Raw genomic sequence first — 18,780 nt, 5'->3', positions numbered from 1 at the left:
TTAGATCAGGTATCTGAACTATGTTCGACGGGGAAAAATACTGTCTCCGGTCAGGAGGACTAACTCGTATTAACTAACGTTCCGTTGAGCCATCGATCATTCGTCCCCCCTCTACATCGGGGCGAAACATTCTCCATTGAAAGGAGTGTCCCTAAAATTTATTAGACCGAAACAGAAGATGGCTTCTTCAGAAAACTTCTATTGATACAGCCAGAGCACTCACCACGTACATCTGAAAAAACCGCACTAAACTCTATCCTGCGCCTTAACTTGTGCATGGTCATGTAGCAAGGGGGAAATGATTCTGTACGCAATGCCTAGGCTAATTACTCGGTGGTCAACGCACCAAGTGTCAATGTAGTTGTGCACTCATCACCAGGTTGCCAACACAATGAAACAACGAGGATTGCTGGTATGGACAAGCTATCGGATCGTTTCAAGCTGTCTGTCGTGTTTGCTGCACTATTGTCATTGAACGGGCTTGCTCACGCCGCTCAAACGGAAAAAACCAATATCCTGTTTATCGTCTCCGACGACACCGGCTATGGCGACTTGGGTCCCTACGGCGGTGGGGTTGGTCGCGGCATGCCTACGCCCAGTATTGATGAGCTGGCGGCAGAAGGTGTTACTTTTTACTCTTTTTATGCGCAACCAAGCTGCACGCCTGGTCGGGCGGCCATGCAAACCGGGCGCATCCCCAATCGTAGTGGCATGACCACCGTGGCCTTCCAGGGCCAGGGCGGTGGCTTGCCCGCCGCCGAATGGACGCTGGCATCGGTGCTGAAAACCGGTGGCTACGACACCTATTTCACCGGCAAATGGCATTTGGGTGAAGCCGACTACGCCCTTCCCAATGCACAAGGTTATGACGTGATGAAATACGTCGGCCTGTACCACCTCAATGCCTACACCTACGCCGATCCAGAATGGTTCCCCGACATGGATCCGGAAACCCGCGCGATGTTTCAAAAGGTGACCAAGGGTGCGTTGTCCGGCAAGGCCGGTGAAAAACCGATCGAAGAATTCAAGGTCAATGGTCAGTACGTGGACACGCCGGTCGTGGATGGCAAACCCGGCGTGGTCGGCATTCCGTTCTTTGACAACTATGTCGAAAAAGCTGCACTGGAATTTCTCGACACCGCGGCCAAATCGGACAAGCCGTTTTTCATCAACGTCAACTTCATGAAAGTGCACCAGCCGAACATGCCGGCACCGGAGTTCGTTCATAAGTCCATGTCCAAGTCCAAGTACGCCGATTCGGTGGTTGAACTCGATACCCACATCGGCCGCATCATGGACAAGCTCAAGGCACTTGGCATGGATAAGAACACGCTGGTGGTTTACACCACGGACAACGGGGCTTGGCAGGATGTTTATCCGGATGCCGGCTACACCCCATTCCGCGGGACCAAGGGCACGGTACGTGAGGGCGGAAACCGGGTACCGGCTATTGCCGTCTGGCCAGACAAGATCAAGCCGGACACGAAAAATCACGAGATTCTCGGTGGCCTGGATTTGATGGCTACGTTCGCCTCTGTGGCTGGGGTGAAGCTGCCCGAGAAAGATCGCGAGGGTCAGCCAATCATCTTCGACAGTTACGACATGACACCAGTACTCACCGGCAGTGCCCCTTCTCCGCGCAAGGAGTGGTTCTACTTTACCGAGAACGAATTGTCCCCGGGTGCGGCCCGTGTTGGAAACTACAAGGCCGTATTCAATCTGCGGGGCGATGATGGCGCGCAAACCGGAGGCCTGGCCGTGGACTCCAACCTGGGCTGGAAAGGCGCCACTAAGTACGTAGCGACCGTGCCGCAAGTCTTTGACTTGTGGCAAGACCCGCAGGAGCGCTATGACATTTTCATGAGTAACTTCACCGAACACACCTGGACGATGGTGCCGATCAGCCAGGCGATCGGCAAGCTCATGCAGACCTATGTCAAGTACCCACCCCGCAAAATGCAAAGCATGACCTATGACGGGCCGATCGAGCTGTCCCAGTATCAGAAATTCCAATCGGTTCGGGAGCAATTGCAGAAGGAGGGCATTAACCTGCCGATGCCAGCCGGTAATTAGGCAATCAGGCATCGAGTGGCGGCCTTTTTAGAGGTCGCCACTGTGCGAGATTTTCAACGTAATGGCTGACCAGTGCGCTTTCTAGATACTCAGGACTCAAATCATGAATTAGCGTTTTCTGCCCTTAGTGACAGGCAAGAATCGGCCAGAAGCGGGCGAACGGCCTTTACCCATCCGGTTGTCGATATGTTTACCGAACCGGAAAAAAGACTGTTTAAGACGCGAGTCGCGTTTGCAAATCCGATGTCCCGCAGCAACTTTTAAACCACCGCTATCTATCCGTGAATGAAGCACCCCATCGGTTGCATCCAGCCTTTGGGGTGCAATTCATCAAGCCATCAAGAGCGTCCTACGGAACCTGTGACCGGTAGATTCCCCAGCAAGTTGAGCCCGGTACTCTTCACGAAAGCGTCATAGTCCATCGGTCTCTCGATACGGGTTTCAGCGTTGGGCAGTACGTAAGCCCAGGCACGCTTGGACGATGCGTCGTAAACCAGCTTGAACAGACGGGTCGGCACCCAGACCTTATTGTCGCCGATGGTGGTGTGGCCAGAGTCAAAGAGCGGGCCGGTAAAGACAAACACATTGCCATCGGCTCGCTTGGCAAATTTTCTGACGTCCGCCTCGACCTTGCTCCAGATCTTCCGGTTGTTGGTTGGGTCTTGCGGCACCATGTTCGACAGCGCAAAGGATTGAGCCATTGCATTGGGGCTTGGTGCATCGGCTGCCGGGGATTGATGGCCACGATCCACAGCCGGATGTTGGCTACGGTAGTCGCTCAACTCTGCCCGCCCACTCTTGGGGATGCGTGGGTCCGGGTAGAACTGGTTGGTGCGTTCCTCCCCTTTGGCATCCTGCAGCTGGGCGGCATTAAGGCGTTCGACCACTACCAGCGGCGTCCTGCTGGTTTGCGAGTACAGCACCGCGAAGTTGTCAGAGCACAGGGCCAAGGGTTTCATGGTTGCAGGCACAGTGGCCATGTTGATCGGTTTCGCAGCCGGGAACAGATCTGCGCAGCCGTCAAACGATGCCTGTTTCTGTTTGTTTGAATAGAGGTCCAGGGCCGCGTTCTGGCTGATCGAACCCGAGTGGGACGCTTGTTCCTGATGCTGGGTGGGTGGCTTGAGGAGATCCAGCAGACTACGGGCTTCTGCCCCGGTCGAGAGCAAAACAAGGGCTGACAGCCCAACTGCAATTTTGCGTAGGTGCATGCTTTTAATCTTCGAATTGGATTGAGGGGTAAACGTACGGCGAGTCCCGATTCACGGAACCAGGTGGAGGCGGTTGCTGATTATCTTGCGGCGAGCATGCTTTCACTGTCCTTGATCAAAATGCCAATGCGGATCCGGTCGGCTCCGAGCAGTACGACCGCTGACGGTCGTGCGGGATTTATTGACCATGACAAGTCACATAAGTGCTGAGCAGCGTTTACATTCTACTGACTCAAATGAATCAGCAGCCTGCTCGACCAAGTTCATGACCATTGAGCATGCCTAAACGGGCTCGTTAACTGGCGCGAAACGTTGTGCGTATTCCTTCGGACTTACCCCCATGCGTCGCACGAAGGCTTTTCTGAGCACGTCGACACTGTGGTAGCCGCATCGGCGCGCAACCTCTTCCATCGAGCGCCTTCCCAGCTCTATTTGCCGACAGGCCGCTTCAACCCGGACGTCCTCGACGTACTTCGCAGGCGTTGTCTTGAATTCCCTCTGAAACATGCGAATCAAGGTCCTCACACTGGTGGCGAGCCTGTCTGCAAGTATCTCGACCGTAAGCTCCGAATGTAGATGCTCACTGATCCATACGCATAACTCATCCAGGTTCGAACCTGTCGCATGCTGCGACTGGAGTGCGACGCTGAACTGTGCCTGGCCGCCTGGACGTCGCAGAAACAGAACCAGATTTTTCGCGACCTCCAAAGCGATGTCGTCACCCAGGTCTTCGCTGACCAATGCGAGCGCAAGATCGATTCCCGCCGAGATGCCTGCCGAGGTGTACAGGTTGCCGTCCTTGACCCAAATCGGGTTGGGATCCACCTGCACGTTGGGATAGCGATCAGCCAGGCTGCGCGCCATCCGCCAGTGGGTCGTTGCCTTTCGACCGTCCAAAAGCCCTGTTTCGGCCAAGGCGAACGCGCCGACACAGATCGAGCACACACGTCTGATGCTCTTGGCTCGCGTGCGGATCCACTCGATGGCCGTCTGATCCAGCTGATCCATGGCTTTCCAGCCCGACGTCACGATCAAGGTGTCGATGGCCTTGTTTTCAAGACGCTCCTGTTCAAGCGTCTTGTGCGCCATGAGTGCGATGCCGGTGCTGCTCTCCAGTTGTTCATTGGCGCCCGCGCAAACGAGCTCAAGTACGTAGGGAGCAGAGTCGCCGCGGTGCAGGTTGTTTGCATAAGCGAACACCTCTGCCGGGCCGATCACATCAAGCGAGTCCACGGGTGGCAAACCCAAAATCACCACTCGTTTTTGCGTCGCGCCGAGGAAGGAATGTTTTGATTTCGTCGTTATTTTCACAGCGATCTCCCGCATTGACCTGGCACGGATATTGGCACAAATCATCTGAATATAGTCAATTTTGCCAATTGCAACTATTTAGAATGAACTGCGAGCCCACTTCATCCCCCGGGAGCAAACATGAGTACACCTGTGATTATCGGCGGCTTCAGCGCTCCAGACTCTGAACTCGCCCGCAACGCCTCCTTCCTCGTCGAACGCGTTCACTCGACAGCGCTCCTGCACCATGTGCATCGCACGTGGTGGTTTGCCGAATTCCTCGGCCAGCAGCGAGGCCTGAAATACGACCGCGAGGCCGTCTATCTCGCCGCATTGCTGCACGACCTGGGTCTGACATACGAATTTTCAGCCGACCAACGTTTTGAGGTCGACGGCGCGGACGCTGCCAGCCGCTTCCTGTTGGAAAACGGTTACCCGGAATCGAAAGCCGAGCTGGTTTGGGATGCGATCGCCCTTCACTCCAGCGCCGGCATCGCCGACCGCAAACAACCAGAGATCGCCCTGATCTACATGGGCGCCCATGTCGACGTGATGGGATTACGGCTGGAAGAAATCACGCCATCGCTGGTCGAGGATACGCTGGCCCTCTACCCCCGCATTGGGATGAAAGCCGCGTTTACCCAAGCGGTCGCCGAAGTGGCCCGGAAGAAACCTCACACGGCGATTGGCACCGGGCTCGCGGATGTCGGACGTCGTCACGTGCACGGGTTCGATTGCCCGAATGTGTGCGACCTGATTGATCACGCTCCTTTCGATAGCTGACGGCAATACGTGATATCGGCACGAGCAATGTGTGTTCCTTTACTTTGGAGTATTCACCATGCAGCAACGTAAATACCTCGTCACCGGCGCTACGGGGAAAACCGGCGTCTACACCATTCGCCACCTTCTCAACGGAGGCCATGCGGTTCGGGCTTTTGTGCATCAGGAGGACGAGCGTAGCGCAGCGCTTCAAAGCGAAGGTGCCGAAATATTTGTGGGCGACCTCCTTGAACATGACGACATTATTCGTGCGATGGAGGGGGTCACAGGCGCCTACCTGTGCTATCCCGTGCGTCCTGGCTACATTCAGGCGACTGCCTATTTTGCCGATGCAGCCCGGCGAGCCGGCGTCGAGGTCGTTGTAGAAATGTCGCAGATTTCTGCACGGGAAGACTCTTTGAGCCATGCTGCGCGCGACCACTGGATTGCAGAACGTGTACTCGACTGGTCGGGCGTACCCACCGTGCACATCCGCCCGACGTTCTTTTCCGAGTGGCTGATCTTTCCGTGGGTGCTTGATCAGATCGTGAAGGAGAACAAGATCACGCTGCCATACGGCACCGGCCGACATGCACCCATCGCCGCTGAAGACCAAGCGCGGCTAATCGCCGCCGTTCTCACACAGCCGTCTGGCCATATCGGGAAAACTTATCCGCTGTACGGGCCGGTCGAGCTGAGTCACCAAGAGATTGCCGACGAAATCAGCGGCATCACAGGTCGCACCATTACCTACAGCCCTTCGACCATCGAAGAGTATCGCCAGCATCTGCAGACCTACGATCTGCCGGAGTTTGTGATCCAGCACTTCCTTGCAGTCGCGGTCGACTACCAGAACGGAATCTTTAGCGGTGAGGACGGGGTTATCGGCGAAATCACCGGACAAGCGCCTCAAACGGTGGCTGACTTCGTACGCGCAAACCGGCAAGCATTCGAGGTGTGATCACTATAGGCGTATGCGTTTGGTCTTGAAGACATACGCATACGCCGCTTTTCACTTAGCATCCAATGATTGTCCATTCGTTTCCAATGGAGTGCCTGATGAACCCCAAAATCGAGCTGTATGGCGCTCAAACCGGCAACAGTCTGAGGGCTGCGATAGCCTTGGAAGAAGCAGGTATCCCCTACACGGCACGGAGACTGAATCTGCAAGCGAATGAGCAGCGCGACTTGGCGTACCTGGCGCTTAATCCGGCAGGAAAAGTCCCCACCCTGGTCGACCATACGTCGACACCGGCACGGGTCATCAACCAATCAAACGCAATCATTCAGTTCGCTGATGCCAAAGCTCCCGGTCGACTCGCACCCGCGCATCCTGGACCAGAGCGCGACAGGGTGTTTGATCGTTACTTCTTTTTCGTAACGGACGTAATCGGGCCCAGCCATGCGGCATTTTTCCTGCGCCAAGCGGGATTAATCGATGCGGCCACAGTCATCGATCTGCGCGTCATTGAACAACTTGTCTATGCAGAACGGTTTCTTACCGGAGACTTTATGGCCGGAGATCAGTTTTCCATGGCGGACATCTCTGCTTTCACCATTGCGGCATCAATGCGTGACCGGCTGGATTGGGCAGTGCTTTCACGCTTATCACGCTGGTTCGACGCGATCGAAGCCAGGCCCGCAGTACAGCGAGGATTGAAAGCGTTTCAAAATCACTAAGCGCTGCCCGACAGACCTTATTGTGTGCGCTAAAGGTTTGCGGGATGAGCATTTACGCTATGAGGTCGTCTTTCATGCCGCGGTTCGACACTCGACTCGCCAGCATGAGGTGGTGAGCAGCTTCTTGACAGAGTTGATCGACATTTTTGGGGCGAAATCGGTAAGCGCCTGACCACTTGATTTGACTACCAGTGAAGGGCCGTGCAGCCGCCCCTCAATCAACGCGGCGCAACAGCGAGGAACTCGCCCGAACCTGCAACTGCGGCGCAAGGATGATCGACTCTGCGGCCTCGCCCTTGATGCGCTTGAGCAGCAACTCAACCGCATGCCGCCCCATCTGTGCCATCTGCAGGCGCACGCTGGTCAGCGGAACGATGAGTTCATTGGCTAGCGGGATGTCGTTGAAGCCGACGACGGCAATGTCCCTGCCCGGCTGCAACCCTTTGTCGCGGGCGGCGCCCATCAGGCCAATGGCAAGGAAGTCGTTGACCGCGAAAAACGCCTGAGGGCGTGGGTTGAGCCCCAGCAGATACTCGCCTTGTTGGTGTCCGGTGTGGCTGTCAAAAGGACCATTGAGGATCCACTCCGGGCGCAGGGCGACGCCTTGCTCACGGTAATAGCGGATGAACCCGCGGGTACGATCAGCCCCGGTGGACGCATGCCGTTCACCCGCCAGGATCGCCACATCGCGACAACCCAGCTGATACAAATGTTCGGCCGCCAACCAGCCGCCCAATTCGTCGTCGCTGGCCGCCGAGAGGTGTCCTGCAATCTGCCGGCTGACCAGCACGTAGGGAATGTGCTTGCGTGCGAGCAGATCGAGTAAGGGCTGGCTTTCACCCACGTGCGAGTCACCCACGATCAGCCCGGCCACTGAGCGGCGCAAGGCGTGCTCGGCACGTGCCAGTTGGCGCGGCTGCAGGTCGTCGGTATTGGAGACGAACGTGAGGTAGCCGGCCTCCTCCGCCGCGCTGTCGATGCTGTCATAAATGGTCGCCATCACCAGGTCGGTGAGGCGTGGCATAAGTACGCAGATCTCCTGACTTTTGCGCAATTTCAGGTTGGATGCCTGCGTGTTCGGCCGATAGTCCAGCTCCTTGGCCAGTGCACGGATACGCTCCACCACCTCAGCCGACGCCGCTCGCTCGACCCCGGTCGGGTCGCCATTGAGCACCCGCGACACCGTGGAGACGTGCAACCCGAGTGCAGTCGCCATGGACTTCAGGGTGGCGGGGCGAGATTGATTCGGCATGTTTGAGAGTCTTCCAACCGTGCATTATTCAGCGCGCGATTCTACCTCAACCGGGACCTCTTCCCGGAAAAAAAACCTTTACCCAAACGATTGACTAAAGCTTTTCCTGTATCTACATTTCGGCAACCCAAACGTTTGGGTAACACAATAAAAATACGCCGGACGCGGCCGACTTTTTGACTTCTGCCATCATTTTGAAGAGTCAGATCCCTATGAAGAGCGCAGCTATTCCGTCTTTCCGCTACCAGATTTTCTTCCTGATCATGCTGATGGCACTGCTCAACTACATTGACCGCGGCGCGATTGCCTATGCCTCGGCGAGCATTCTCCCGGAGTACGGTTTCGACAAGGCCGACTGGGGCAAAGTCCTGGGTTACTTCGGTTACGGCTACATCCTCGGGGCGTTGATCGGCGGCATCCTGGCCGACCGCTTTGGTGCCAAGCGCATCTGGCTGATTGCGGGGGCCACCTGGTCGATTTTCGAGATCGCCACCGCGTTTGCCGGTGACCTCGGGCTGGCATTCATGGGAGGCTCGGCCATGGCCGGTTTCGCCACTATCCGCGTGCTGTTCGGCTTTGCCGAAGGCCCGGCCTACTCGGTGATCAACAAAAGCGTGGCCAACTGGGCCACGCCCAAAGAGCGCGGCTTCGTGGTCTCGGTTGGACTGCTCAGCACACCGCTGGGCGCGCTGCTCACCGCCCCGGTAGCGGTAGGTCTGCAAACCCTGACTGGCGGCTGGCGCAGCATGTTCGTGGTACTGGGTGTGGTCAGCCTGGCGCTGCTGATTTTCTTCATGACGCGCTTCACCAACACCCCCGATGAGAACCCGCGGGTGTCCAAGGCCGAGCTCGACTTCCTGCGACGGGAACGCGCCGCGGCAGCCAATGCTTCAACCCCGACCACCAGCGTTGCGCCGGTATGGCATTTCTTCAAGAACAAAGACCTGATACTCAATGCGGTCGGTTACTTCTCGTTCGTGTACGTAACGTTTCTGCTGCTGACCTGGACCCCCAAATACCTGCAGGACGAGTTCCACTACAACCTGTCGTCGCTGTGGTACATGGGCATGATTCCGTGGACCGGCGCCTGCTTTACCGTGCTACTGGGCGGCAAGCTCTCTGACCTGCTGTTGCGCCGCACCGGCAACCTGAAGGTGGCACGCAGCTGGCTGGCCGCGACCTGCCTGCTGTTGACCACGCTCTGTTTCATACTGGTATCGCAGGCCCAGACCGTGTGGGGCGTGATTGCCCTGATGACCCTGGCCAACGCCCTCAACGCGCTGCCCAATTCGGTTTACTGGGCCGTGGTGATCGATACCGCGCCGTCCAACCGGGTCGGTTCCTACAGCGGCATGACCCATTTCATCGCCAACACCGCTTCGTTCATCGCGCCAATGCTGACCGGCTACCTGACCGTGCGCTATGGCTACTCGTCGATGTTCGTGGCAGCGGCAGTGGCCACTGCACTGGGCATGAGCGCGATGCTGATGGTACGTCCCGGTAGTCGGCAATCCAGCCCTTCCCCTTTACCCGCAGCAGTTTGATGGAGTTGTTTGTATGAGCCTGGCGAAGCCTCCTCACGTTGGATCTTTTTTTGGTCAATCGGTCATCGCGCTGGCCGAACGCCTGCGCGCGGGCAGCCTGACGAGCGTCGAGCTGACCCAAGCAGCCCTGGACAGCATCGAGCGCCTGAATCCGACCTTGAACGCCTTCGTTCATGTCGATGCACCCGTGGCGCTGGCCCAGGCGCGCAAGGCCGACGAGCTGTTTGCCCAGGGCCTGGACCTGGGCCCGCTGCACGGCATACCGGTGGCGGTCAAAGACAATATCGACACGTTCGACCACGTCACCACTTACGGTTCGGCGCATTTCGCAGGCTTCAAGCCGAGCCGCGACGCGCTGTGCGTGCAGCGCCTGCGCGAGGCGGGTGCGGTCATTGTCGGCAAGACCTTGACCCACGAATTCGCCTACGGTCCGACTGGCGATCGCTCGCTGCAGGGCGCGGCACGCAACCCCTGGGATGCCAGCTGCATCACTGGCGGCTCCAGCGCCGGCAGCGCGGCTGCGGTGGCCAGCGGCATGGTGCCGTTGGCGCTGGGCACCGACACCGGCGGATCGATCCGTATTCCGGCGGCGTTGTGCGGAGTGGTCGGCTTCAAGCCATCGTTTGCCAGTGTGCCGCTGGAGGGGGTGTTCCCGCTGTCGTCGAGCCTCGACCACGTAGGCCCGATCGCCAACCACGTCGAGGATGCGCGCCTGCTGTTCGAAGTGGTGGCTGGGCGAGTGTGTGCGCCGGTGGCCAACCCTCGACCGTTGCGGATTGGCTGGATCACCACCGGCAGCTTCGGCCCGGTCGACGCGGAGCTGGATCGGCAGGTATACCAGGCGGCGCAGCAGCTGTTTGGCGAGGCGCTGCAGGATACTGCTGAACTGGTGCCGCTGGCGGCCGAAATGAAAGACACCTTGTTGGTGCTGCAACGCGCCGAGGCCTTCGATGTGCATGCCGAGCGCATGCAGGATGCACCGCACACGTTCGAGCAGGAGGTGCGCGAGCGCCTCGAATTGTCGCGTGAAGTCAGGGGCTGGCAATACATCCGCGCACAAGCCAGCCAAGCACGGCTCAAGGGGGCGATGGCGCGCTTGTTCGAGCACTATGACTTTCTTGTCTCGCCCAGCGTGCCGATTACCGCGACAGCAGTCGATGCGCGCGGGGTCCGGGTGGGTGAGCAGGACATCGATGTGCGCGCTGCGCTGCTCAGCCATACCAGTGCCTGGAATCTCACCGGGCTGCCTGCGATCAGCCTGCCGGTGGGACTGTTGAGGGGATTACCGGTGGGACTACAGGTGATTGGCGCTGCGGGAGAGGATGATCGTTTGTTGCGGGTGATGGCGCAGCGATTCGTGCGGGACTAGGTAACCGCCTCGGACTTCATCGCTTCAACCACATAATTGAGCCAACCGCTGGCGGTGCTGGGGCGATAAACCAGCACCACCTGTTGGGTGCAAGAGAACGGGTTGTCAGTCAGATCGAGCCGTAACAGCTGAAGTTCGGCCAGCGCATAGTCCGGTAGGTAGGCCAGAGCCAAACCCGCGCGTACAAGGCCATCAACCAAAAGAAGGTCATCGCTGCGGTAACGGATGATGCGCGGTTGCTGATCGTCACGCCAGCCGTCGGTGGCCGGCCCACCTTGCAGCCCGCGAAACGGCGGCTGTGTAGGTACCACGAAGGGGTATTTCAGAACCTCGGTCACCGTGGCGCGTGGTCCGTTGCCTGCGAGGGTAAGCGGGTGGTTTGCGCCGACGGCCACTTCAAAGCGGGTTAGTCCGATGTTCAGTGCGATATGGCGCGGGTCGAGAGCCCCAAGCGCTGCCGTGGTCACCAGTGCCAGATCCGCCTCACCGCGGGCCAGGGCACTGAGCGCTTCGTCTTCCTTCTCGTTGCCAAAAGCCACTTGAGCGCCGGGAAAGCGTTCGCCGATCAAACTGGCTATGCGCCGTCCCCAATTCAACTGCAACAGCGCCGGCCCGGAGATCCGGCAGTGGAAACTACCGCGAGTCCCTAGAAACTCACTACGCATCTGGTCGGCACTGGCCATCAGCGCTGCAGCCCGATCAAGCAAGCGCGCGCCGTCGGCATTCAAGCGCAGATTGCGCCCTTGGCGGTCGAACAGCGTGGTCTGCAAGGCTAGTTCCAGTCTCTTCAGCCCCTTGGACAGAGCACTCGGGCTCAGGTGCAGTTCCGAAGCGGCATCGGACAGGTTTTGGTGGCGCGCAAGGGCCACGAATTGGCGCAGGGTCGCTAGATCGAATGTTTCCATTTGTTCAATAGTTGTTGAATATTCGTGGATTGAAAAGCAAGTTTGATGGCGGAGAATAGCGAACGTTTTTTGCCTCGGCAAGAAGAGGCGATGCTGGGTCTGATACGCACAATCCACTTTGTCCCGACCTGCGGTAAGGAGTTTGCTATGCACGCTTTGGAGTTCGTATTGGCTATTTTTGGGGACGCCACATGAAGAAGATCGCTTGCATTCAGCATCTGGCAGAAGAAGGCCCTGGCGCCCTGGCCGATTGGGCTTTGGGTCGTGATGTCGCCATCGAACTGTTTCGCGGTGATCTAGGGCAGTTGCCGACGCACGAAGACTACGATGCCTACGTGTTGTTGGGAGGACCATTCAATGTGGTAGGGGCGGATTGCCCACCTTGGCTGGAGCAGGAGAAGGTCTGGCTTGGCAACTTGCTGCGCAAGGCTAAGCCGGTACTCGGTATCTGCCTGGGCGGGCAACTGCTCGCTGATCGGCTCGGGGCGCAGGTTGCCCCCATCGGCCACCCTGAGGGTGGATGGTGCGAGGTGGAGTTCATTGAGGATGGTGAGGATGACAGGCATAACATGCAGGTGCTGCAGTGGCACGAACGCGGTTTTGCGCTGCCGGTTGGGGCCAGGCATCTGGCCAGGGGATCAGACTGGGAGAACCAGGCTTACTCTGTCGGCGATGGGATGATTGGACTGCAGTTTCACCCGGAATGGACGCCGCAGATTGTGAACGCACTCAACCGCCGTTTTGCTGCCGAGTCGCCACTACCTATGCCCTCACCTTCGGATGAAGCCTGTTACGCCCGTATGCATCAGTGGTTCTTCGGATTACTCGATCGTTGGTCGGCGTCATGGTCGAAGTGAGGGGGACACCACTGAGTCGATGAAGACAGGTGGAGAACCAAACGCGACGCGTAAAACAGGGAATATCAATGCATCAGGTTGCGCAATGTTATCTAGGCGTATGGAAGCGGCGTTTGATCCAGCACCGCTCAGGGCGTTCGGACAGCGAAACGGCCGTGTATTGGCTACAGACACCGCGACTGTTTGCCGACCTGCGAATCCCCTCCAATCCGCTCCCAAGTCTGGCGCTCGAAGAATTCAGCCACACTCAACATCTGGCGTTGTGTGAACAGAAAGGTTTCGCCGGGGTGACCCAGATAGACGCCGACATTTGCCAATGGCATCGCAAAATGGACTATCAGCCGGTCAGTGGCGCTGAAGACATTGGTCGCATGCACTTTGAAACCAGTGAGTGCCTGATCGAAACCGCTCTGGACGAAAGCTACTACGAAATATGGGATCGCTTGCCCGACTCCCTCGGCGTTTGTCGTGGCCAATGGTTGCAAGCGATGGATGAGCCATCGCGTCAGGGCTGTCTGCTATTGGTCGGGGACTATTTTCTGTTCGCCGCCAGCCGCCCCACACCGCTGACACCGGGCCCTCATTTGCGCGAACAGTTCAGCCAACCCGACAGCTCGATAAACCCTGTTTTCCTGTTCGCCTGCGAACTGTCTTTTGGCCGGCATCACGCCGGAGAAACCCCATGGAAAATCGAGTGCTCAACGCTCCCCGCCAAAACTGGCCGATGCCTGCTGCCTTCATCGGTGGACCCGTTTGCCCCGGATATTTTCGCCAATGAAGCCGTCATGTCTTCACTCGGCACATTCATTCCAGCTGGCGGTTGGCGCTGTGCGCCCGATCCGTGACACCCCCACCGTCGTAAATCAGCATAGCGAACTCTCCTTGAAATCGTTGGTCCTGGCGCCCCGCGAGAGGCCGCCAGGAGGGGGCGTCAGTGCTGTTGCACAAAGTCCAGAATCAATCGGTTGACCTGCTCAGCCGCTTCCATCTGCACCATGTGCACCTGACCTGGCAGGACCTCGACCTGGGCCTTCAGCCCGGCGCTGTGGTTCACCGGAATAATCGCGTCGTGACTGCCCCATATCAGCAACACTGGCAGCCGGCCGTCCTGCACCACGCCGCGCAGATCGAGCTGTTGCCGTCCTTCTTTGAACAAGCCTGAAACCAGTAGGCGCAGGGCCGCGCCCACTCCTTCCAGGCGCTTGTACTTCAGCATGTCTTCGAGCATCTGCCGGTTGGCCAGCTCGGGGTTGGAGCAGCTAGAGTCCGAACGCCAGTTTCAGTTCACTCGGTTGCGCCCGCTGCGCTTGGCTTGATAGAGGGCATCATCGGCACGAGTCAGAAGGCTTTCCACATCGTCACCGGCTTTGGCGAGGGCGACACCAAAAGACGCAGTTACGGTGTCTAGCACCTCATCCGTGCCACGAACCTTGATCCGCAGCGCCTGAATTTTTAAGCGCAGTTGCTCAGCAAATGTATGAGCACTGGTGAGATCAAAACACTCCTGCAAGACTACACAGAACTCTTCACCACCATAGCGTGCCGCCAGGGCCTGAGGCGGGATTGAGTTCCGTAACACCTGACCAACATGCTCAAGGACGCGGTCGCCCAAAGGATGGCCATACCGGTCATTGAACTGCTTGAAATGATCAATATCCAACATGACCAATGCCACCCCGTGAGGAGCGTTGATCAATGCATGCTCCAGCAAGCGAGTGAAGGTAGCTCGGTTCAACACCTTAGTCAGACCATCCAAAGATGCAGCCAGTTGGGCACGCTCGAGCTTGTCTCTCAGACTCTTGATTTCATTTTGCGCTGAGTGCAGCTGGGAGAGGAAAAGCTCTTGCTGATCCTGCATGACCTGGGTGCTCTGTTGCAGCTCGCTCAGAATGGCGGGCAACCTCTGGTCAACCGGCTCCGCGAGCATTTCCATGCAATGGCCAAGACTGGCTTGAAAGGTGGAACTGCCATTCACGCTACGCGAGACATTACGCTCCATGTCGTCAACCAGATCGATCGCTTGTTGTTGCCCTGCGCGCGCCTCCTCCAATTCGTCACGAATGATGTAGTCGCGAAAAAGCTTCGTAGCGGATTCTGGAGGGAAACAGTCGAAGTCTTTGACCACCCTGTCCAAATGGCGATTAAGCTCTGGCTCCTGACCTTTGCTGTAGGTGTACCAGAGAGCATAGTGCACAGGATTTGGTGGAATGTTGTGACGCACCATCAGTGGTACGGCCTGCTTAAGCAGAGCCGCCGCCTCGCGGGAGTCCTCTGGATACAGCGCTAGGGCAGTCGCTCGCGTCTCTGATTGGCTCATAACGTCACTGTGGTTGGTTTTTATTGGCATATATGAAGTCGGGGGGCAGCATATCCTTACGTACACCAAGCAGCCATACATAAGTCCATGTGTAAGACGTCCACCGTTCCTGTCGATTACGAAATCATCCCAGGCATGTACCAAATTTGACACGATCGCCGTGTTGGAAGAAATTGATGATTCGCCTCTTCTCTTCGACCTGAAATCCTGTGGCTGTATCTGCAGCCCAAATTTTTCAACACGATCGATTGGATGTTCCCCAACCGGCCACTGGCCCAGTCGATTACTGGGTGCCAGGTTTCCTAATAGGATTGACAAATTGCTGACTCGCCCCGACAAAGATGCGCTACGTGCGATGCTGGAATCGCAAGTTCAAGAAAAGCTACAGCACGACCCTGATGCGGTAACGACTTATGCAGCACAACCTGAACCCGAACGAAAGCCATACACCAGTAAGCCCACGGTTCAGGACAAGGCATTTCACAGGGAGCTCGATCAGATGCGTGCGGATGCTGAAGCCGGAGTGATACATAAATCAGTGCGCGAGCCAATGGACGATGGTGAGTCTAGCCTTGCGCTCAATGATTACCCTGGCTTGAAAGAGGCAGGCTCCGCATCAAATCAGTGGTGATGTTTTGGCGCCTGTTCTGCGCTAATCGGTAGCTCGCCGCCCTCCTCTTATGCAGTCTGTCGACGCATGGTCAGGATGGCTGCTCCGAAGCAGATGAACGTCGACCCAACTACCCGGCGGACCCACCGGGATAGCTCGGGACGGGCCAACACGCCCCTTGGCCCAAGAGACCAGTGCGGCATACAGACCAAGAGACGTCACCGAGACCGATCACGCGAGCTTTATGGCTCCGCCCTGGATATCGTCACGCGCCATTCGTAAGTCAATAGCGTCCTGGTTGAGTCGGTGAATCATGTTGAGTAACCGTTGGCGTAGCACTTCGTCTTGGAGTTGCTCTGCTGCGCGCATCATATCGAGCGCCGCTACCTCATTGTTAGTGGCGACGGAGTCGAGCAGTTTGCGCATGCTTCTTGATGGTCGATTCATCTCCAGCTCCCTGGATTTCAGTGACGCGAATCATATGGCCAGAATGTTTCGTCAGTATTTCAGCTGCACGAACTGGATTGAATCACTGGCTCCGGCTCATTTAACGCTAGCTGGTGGGACAACCTGAGGGGTCGATTACGCTTGTAGCAACCCGTCATTGATGAAGCTAAGCGGCTCGCTCCAGAGCATCCAGCAAACCAAAAAACTCCCGAGAAAGCTTATGCCGAGGGGCCAAATGGATGATGGGTACTGAAACTTCGTGAGATTCTCGCATCTTGACGGAGCTGCTCAGATAAACCGGTAGCACAGGTAAACCTTCGGCCAACAGCTCATCAACGAGATTTTGGTGCAAGCCGGTATGCCCGGTGAACTGATTGACCACCACCCCTTCCACTTTCAGTAATTCATTGTGATCAAGACGTAGTTCCTCGACCTGCGCGATCACGCGATACAGCGCCTGGCGAGAAAAACTGTCGCAATCGAATGGGATCAGCAAACTGTCCGCAGCCACCAGGGCACTGAATGTGTAGAAGTTGAGTGACGGAGGTGTATCGATATAGATGCGCTCATAATCCTCGGACAGTTCAACCAGTAGCTTGCGCAGCTTATTGATCTTGAATTTGCTCTCGAGTTTTGACTGGAGGTCTGACAGGTCGGAGCTAGCAGTCACCAAGTGAAGGTTGTCGTAAGAGGTCTCGGTTATGACCACGCGATTCCTTCTACCTTCGAAGCCGCCGGAGAGTGTTTGTTTGAAAAAATCGGCGATGCCCGAAGGGATGCTCTCGTTGAGCAGGCCCGTCAGATAGTGTGTCGAATTTGCCTGAGGATCGAGATCAACCAGCAGCGTTCGGTAGCCTTCGGCAGCACTCGCTGCGGCAAGATTGCAGGCAATGCTGGATTTTCCAACGCCCCCTTTCTGATTGAATACAACGCGACGCATGGGGCTTGCTCATCCATGAAAAAGGCCGAAGGCCGACTGAAAGAAGGTGTAAGAAGTCGTGTCAATTATATGACCGTAATGTTTCAGTTTTACGACTGCGATTGACGAAAGGGCTGGGCTAGAGGGATGGCCTGGCGATACAACGTAATAGCAAACGACTCTGAGACGGGGTTGATGACCGTTCAGCAAAACGTTTCATTGCAGCTAGCCGTCAGCGGTCGGGGAAAAGAGAGGCACGATGCGTGGCGAGCACCTAGAAGTAACGCCGACCCGCCAGCTACACTAATTCGATACATTTCTGCACAGAGACTTCGGCCATGGCGACCAAAACCGCAATCGTATTCGCTGGCGGCGGCAGTTTGGGTGCGGTGCAGGTGGGTATGTTGCGGGCCTTGGTCGAGGCCAATATTCGATTCGACATGGTAGTTGGCGCTTCGGTAGGCGCTATCAACGGTGCCTACTTTGCCGCAAGGCCCGATTCGGATGGCGTCGAGGCGCTTGCCGGATTCTGGCTCGGGCTGTCTAAAACTGACATCTTCCCCCTCTCTTGGCTCGATACCTGTAGAGGACTGATCAAACGGCGTGGCTTTCTGTTGCAGCCGGCGGCCTTGAACCGATTGCTGGGTCAGGCACTGCCCATTCATCGCATTGAGGATGCGGCGCTGCCCCTGCACATCGTCACCACCGACCTGCTAAGTGGTGCCGAGACGGTTCTGTCCAGTGGCGAACTTGCGCAGGCGTTACTGGCCAGCGCTGCCATCCCGCTGGTGTTCCCCTGCGTACAAATCGCCGACCAGTTCCTGATTGACGGTGGCGTGGCAAGTAACACACCTATTTCGACTGCCGTAGCCTTGGGAGCCACCAACGTCGTGGTAATCCCCACCGGCGTAAGTTGCGGCCTGACACAACCGCCCCGAGGCCTGGTCGCCTTAGCCCTGCACACCGTCAATCTGATGAGCATGCGTCAACTGGTGAGCGACATCGAACACTTCCGCACTCTCACCAGCCTGCACATCGTCCCGCCCTTGTGCCCTGTGGATGTCTCGGTGTTCAACTTTGACCAGACCGAGTCTTTGTTGCAGCGCGCCTATGAGCAGACCCTCCGGTGGCTGGAACGTGGGGGGCTCGAACGCACCAAAGTACCTGGTGCCCTGACCATCCATTCACATGCCCATGAGCATTGAGTGATGTGAATTACCTATAGCAGCAGTTGGCAGCATGACCCACCCTCACCCTTTTCCCGTGCTCTCCACAATCAATCGATGCTTCGTAGTCTCGATTCGCGTAATCGCAGGCACCTGGCCCGACTGAGAATGGGTCAACACGTATTGCTGGGTGCGCTCGGTGTCAAAGACCTGCCTTGCTGCCGTCATCTCCTCAATCAACTGACGATTGACTGAGTAGTAGCCGCAGTTCGGACATTTAAACTCATCAAAACTGGTCACCGGAAAAGCTTTCTCGGCGCTCTCGCGACATATGACACAGACAGTGATGCTCATACGCACCTCTTTGTGAATGACCTA

18 protein-coding genes and 3 pseudogenes are annotated in these 18,780 nt (G+C 57.1%); 11 read left to right on the top strand and 10 right to left on the bottom strand.

The features are described from left to right. Positions 1 to 414: 414 nt before the first annotated feature. A complete protein-coding gene (locus ACYZTZ_RS10690; protein ID WP_461998150.1) occupies positions 415 to 2,073 on the top strand; it encodes an arylsulfatase in 1,659 nt (552 codons plus the stop codon). A 338-nt stretch (positions 2,074 to 2,411) separates the two neighbouring features. On the opposite strand, the gene ACYZTZ_RS10685 is transcribed toward ACYZTZ_RS10690, so the two are convergent. Together ACYZTZ_RS10685 and ACYZTZ_RS10680 are read right to left on the bottom strand one after the other, a co-directional pair. Next, a complete protein-coding gene (locus tag ACYZTZ_RS10685; protein WP_461998149.1) occupies positions 2,412 to 3,284 on the bottom strand; it encodes a DNA/RNA non-specific endonuclease in 873 nt (290 codons plus the stop codon). A gap of 282 nt (positions 3,285 to 3,566) precedes the next feature. Continuing rightward, positions 3,567 to 4,610: a GlxA family transcriptional regulator gene (locus tag ACYZTZ_RS10680; RefSeq protein WP_461998148.1), complete on the bottom strand. Its 1,044-nt coding sequence runs from the start codon at positions 4,608 to 4,610 to the stop codon at positions 3,567 to 3,569. A gap of 105 nt (positions 4,611 to 4,715) precedes the next feature. Between ACYZTZ_RS10680 and ACYZTZ_RS10675 the strand changes: the two genes are divergently transcribed. The 4 genes and pseudogenes from ACYZTZ_RS10675 to ACYZTZ_RS10660 all read left to right on the top strand — a co-directional run. Next, positions 4,716 to 5,357, top strand: a complete 642-nt coding sequence (locus tag ACYZTZ_RS10675) for an HD domain-containing protein (RefSeq protein WP_461998147.1) — start codon at positions 4,716 to 4,718, stop codon at positions 5,355 to 5,357. Positions 5,358 to 5,415: 58 nt separating this feature from the next. Continuing rightward, positions 5,416 to 6,297: an NmrA family NAD(P)-binding protein gene (locus ACYZTZ_RS10670; protein WP_461998146.1), complete on the top strand. Its 882-nt coding sequence runs from the start codon at positions 5,416 to 5,418 to the stop codon at positions 6,295 to 6,297. Positions 6,298 to 6,395: 98 nt separating this feature from the next. Continuing rightward, on the top strand, positions 6,396 to 7,016 hold the full coding sequence (locus tag ACYZTZ_RS10665; protein WP_461998145.1) for a glutathione S-transferase family protein: 621 nt from the start codon (positions 6,396 to 6,398) through the stop codon (positions 7,014 to 7,016). Between the two features lie 37 nt (positions 7,017 to 7,053). Beyond that, positions 7,054 to 7,188 (top strand): annotated as a pseudogene (locus tag ACYZTZ_RS10660) (LysR family transcriptional regulator); the annotation flags it as partial. Positions 7,189 to 7,230: 42 nt separating this feature from the next. On the opposite strand, the gene ACYZTZ_RS10655 reads toward ACYZTZ_RS10660, so the two are convergent. Beyond that, positions 7,231 to 8,268: a LacI family DNA-binding transcriptional regulator gene (locus tag ACYZTZ_RS10655; RefSeq protein ID WP_461998144.1), complete on the bottom strand. Its 1,038-nt coding sequence runs from the start codon at positions 8,266 to 8,268 to the stop codon at positions 7,231 to 7,233. 212 nt (positions 8,269 to 8,480) lie between these two features. Here ACYZTZ_RS10655 and ACYZTZ_RS10650 point away from each other — a divergent pair, with 212 nt between their 5' ends. Then, on the top strand, positions 8,481 to 9,812 hold the full coding sequence (locus tag ACYZTZ_RS10650; protein WP_461998143.1) for an MFS transporter: 1,332 nt from the start codon (positions 8,481 to 8,483) through the stop codon (positions 9,810 to 9,812). Positions 9,813 to 9,825: 13 nt separating this feature from the next. After that, positions 9,826 to 11,181 carry an amidase gene (locus ACYZTZ_RS10645; protein WP_461998142.1) on the top strand — a complete coding sequence of 452 codons (1,356 nt, stop codon included), beginning with the start codon at positions 9,826 to 9,828 and terminating at the stop codon, positions 11,179 to 11,181. Here ACYZTZ_RS10645 and ACYZTZ_RS10640 read toward each other — a convergent pair. Next, positions 11,178 to 12,086 carry a LysR family transcriptional regulator gene (locus ACYZTZ_RS10640; RefSeq protein WP_461998141.1) on the bottom strand — a complete coding sequence of 303 codons (909 nt, stop codon included), beginning with the start codon at positions 12,084 to 12,086 and terminating at the stop codon, positions 11,178 to 11,180. The genes ACYZTZ_RS10645 and ACYZTZ_RS10640 overlap by 4 nt on opposite strands. Before the next feature lie 191 nt (positions 12,087 to 12,277). On the opposite strand from ACYZTZ_RS10640, the gene ACYZTZ_RS10635 reads away from it, so the two are divergent. Together ACYZTZ_RS10635 and ACYZTZ_RS10630 are read left to right on the top strand one after the other, a co-directional pair. Then, on the top strand, positions 12,278 to 12,943 hold the full coding sequence (locus ACYZTZ_RS10635) for a type 1 glutamine amidotransferase (protein WP_461998140.1): 666 nt from the start codon (positions 12,278 to 12,280) through the stop codon (positions 12,941 to 12,943). Between the two features lie 68 nt (positions 12,944 to 13,011). Then, the gene (locus ACYZTZ_RS10630; protein WP_461998139.1) at positions 13,012 to 13,788 is read left to right on the top strand and encodes a hypothetical protein; all 777 of its coding nucleotides are present in this window, start codon (positions 13,012 to 13,014) and stop codon (positions 13,786 to 13,788) included. Positions 13,789 to 13,874: 86 nt separating this feature from the next. On the opposite strand, the pseudogene ACYZTZ_RS10625 reads toward ACYZTZ_RS10630, so the two are convergent. Continuing rightward, a pseudogene (locus ACYZTZ_RS10625) lies at positions 13,875 to 14,198 on the bottom strand (acetoin dehydrogenase dihydrolipoyllysine-residue acetyltransferase subunit); the annotation flags it as partial. A gap of 24 nt (positions 14,199 to 14,222) precedes the next feature. Beyond that, positions 14,223 to 15,260: a GGDEF domain-containing protein gene (locus tag ACYZTZ_RS10620; protein ID WP_462000660.1), complete on the bottom strand. Its 1,038-nt coding sequence runs from the start codon at positions 15,258 to 15,260 to the stop codon at positions 14,223 to 14,225. Between the two features lie 319 nt (positions 15,261 to 15,579). Between ACYZTZ_RS10620 and ACYZTZ_RS10615 the strand changes: the two genes are divergently transcribed. Next, positions 15,580 to 15,891, top strand: coding sequence for a hypothetical protein (locus tag ACYZTZ_RS10615; RefSeq protein ID WP_226299650.1), 312 nt, complete (start codon positions 15,580 to 15,582; stop codon positions 15,889 to 15,891). Positions 15,892 to 15,938: 47 nt separating this feature from the next. On the opposite strand, the pseudogene ACYZTZ_RS10610 reads toward ACYZTZ_RS10615, so the two are convergent. The 3 genes and pseudogenes from ACYZTZ_RS10610 to ACYZTZ_RS10600 form a co-directional block, all read right to left on the bottom strand. Continuing rightward, positions 15,939 to 16,101, bottom strand: a pseudogene (locus ACYZTZ_RS10610) (LysE family translocator); the annotation flags it as partial. Further along, positions 16,102 to 16,317: a hypothetical protein gene (locus ACYZTZ_RS10605; RefSeq protein WP_461998138.1), complete on the bottom strand. Its 216-nt coding sequence runs from the start codon at positions 16,315 to 16,317 to the stop codon at positions 16,102 to 16,104. It lies immediately after the preceding pseudogene. 166 nt (positions 16,318 to 16,483) lie between these two features. Next, positions 16,484 to 17,257, bottom strand: a complete 774-nt coding sequence (locus tag ACYZTZ_RS10600) for a ParA family protein (RefSeq protein WP_461998137.1) — start codon at positions 17,255 to 17,257, stop codon at positions 16,484 to 16,486. A gap of 317 nt (positions 17,258 to 17,574) precedes the next feature. Between ACYZTZ_RS10600 and ACYZTZ_RS10595 the strand changes: the two genes are divergently transcribed. After that, a complete protein-coding gene (locus ACYZTZ_RS10595) occupies positions 17,575 to 18,441 on the top strand; it encodes a patatin-like phospholipase family protein (RefSeq protein ID WP_461998136.1) in 867 nt (288 codons plus the stop codon). Positions 18,442 to 18,486: 45 nt separating this feature from the next. Here ACYZTZ_RS10595 and ACYZTZ_RS10590 read toward each other — a convergent pair whose 3' ends face one another. Continuing rightward, positions 18,487 to 18,756 carry a hypothetical protein gene (locus ACYZTZ_RS10590; RefSeq protein WP_461998135.1) on the bottom strand — a complete coding sequence of 90 codons (270 nt, stop codon included), beginning with the start codon at positions 18,754 to 18,756 and terminating at the stop codon, positions 18,487 to 18,489. Positions 18,757 to 18,780 lie beyond the last annotated feature (24 nt).

Source organism: Pseudomonas sp. LB3P58, assembly GCF_054897895.1.
The sequence above is the reverse complement of the archived record's forward strand: the minus strand, read 5'-3'. Positions and strand labels throughout refer to the sequence as shown.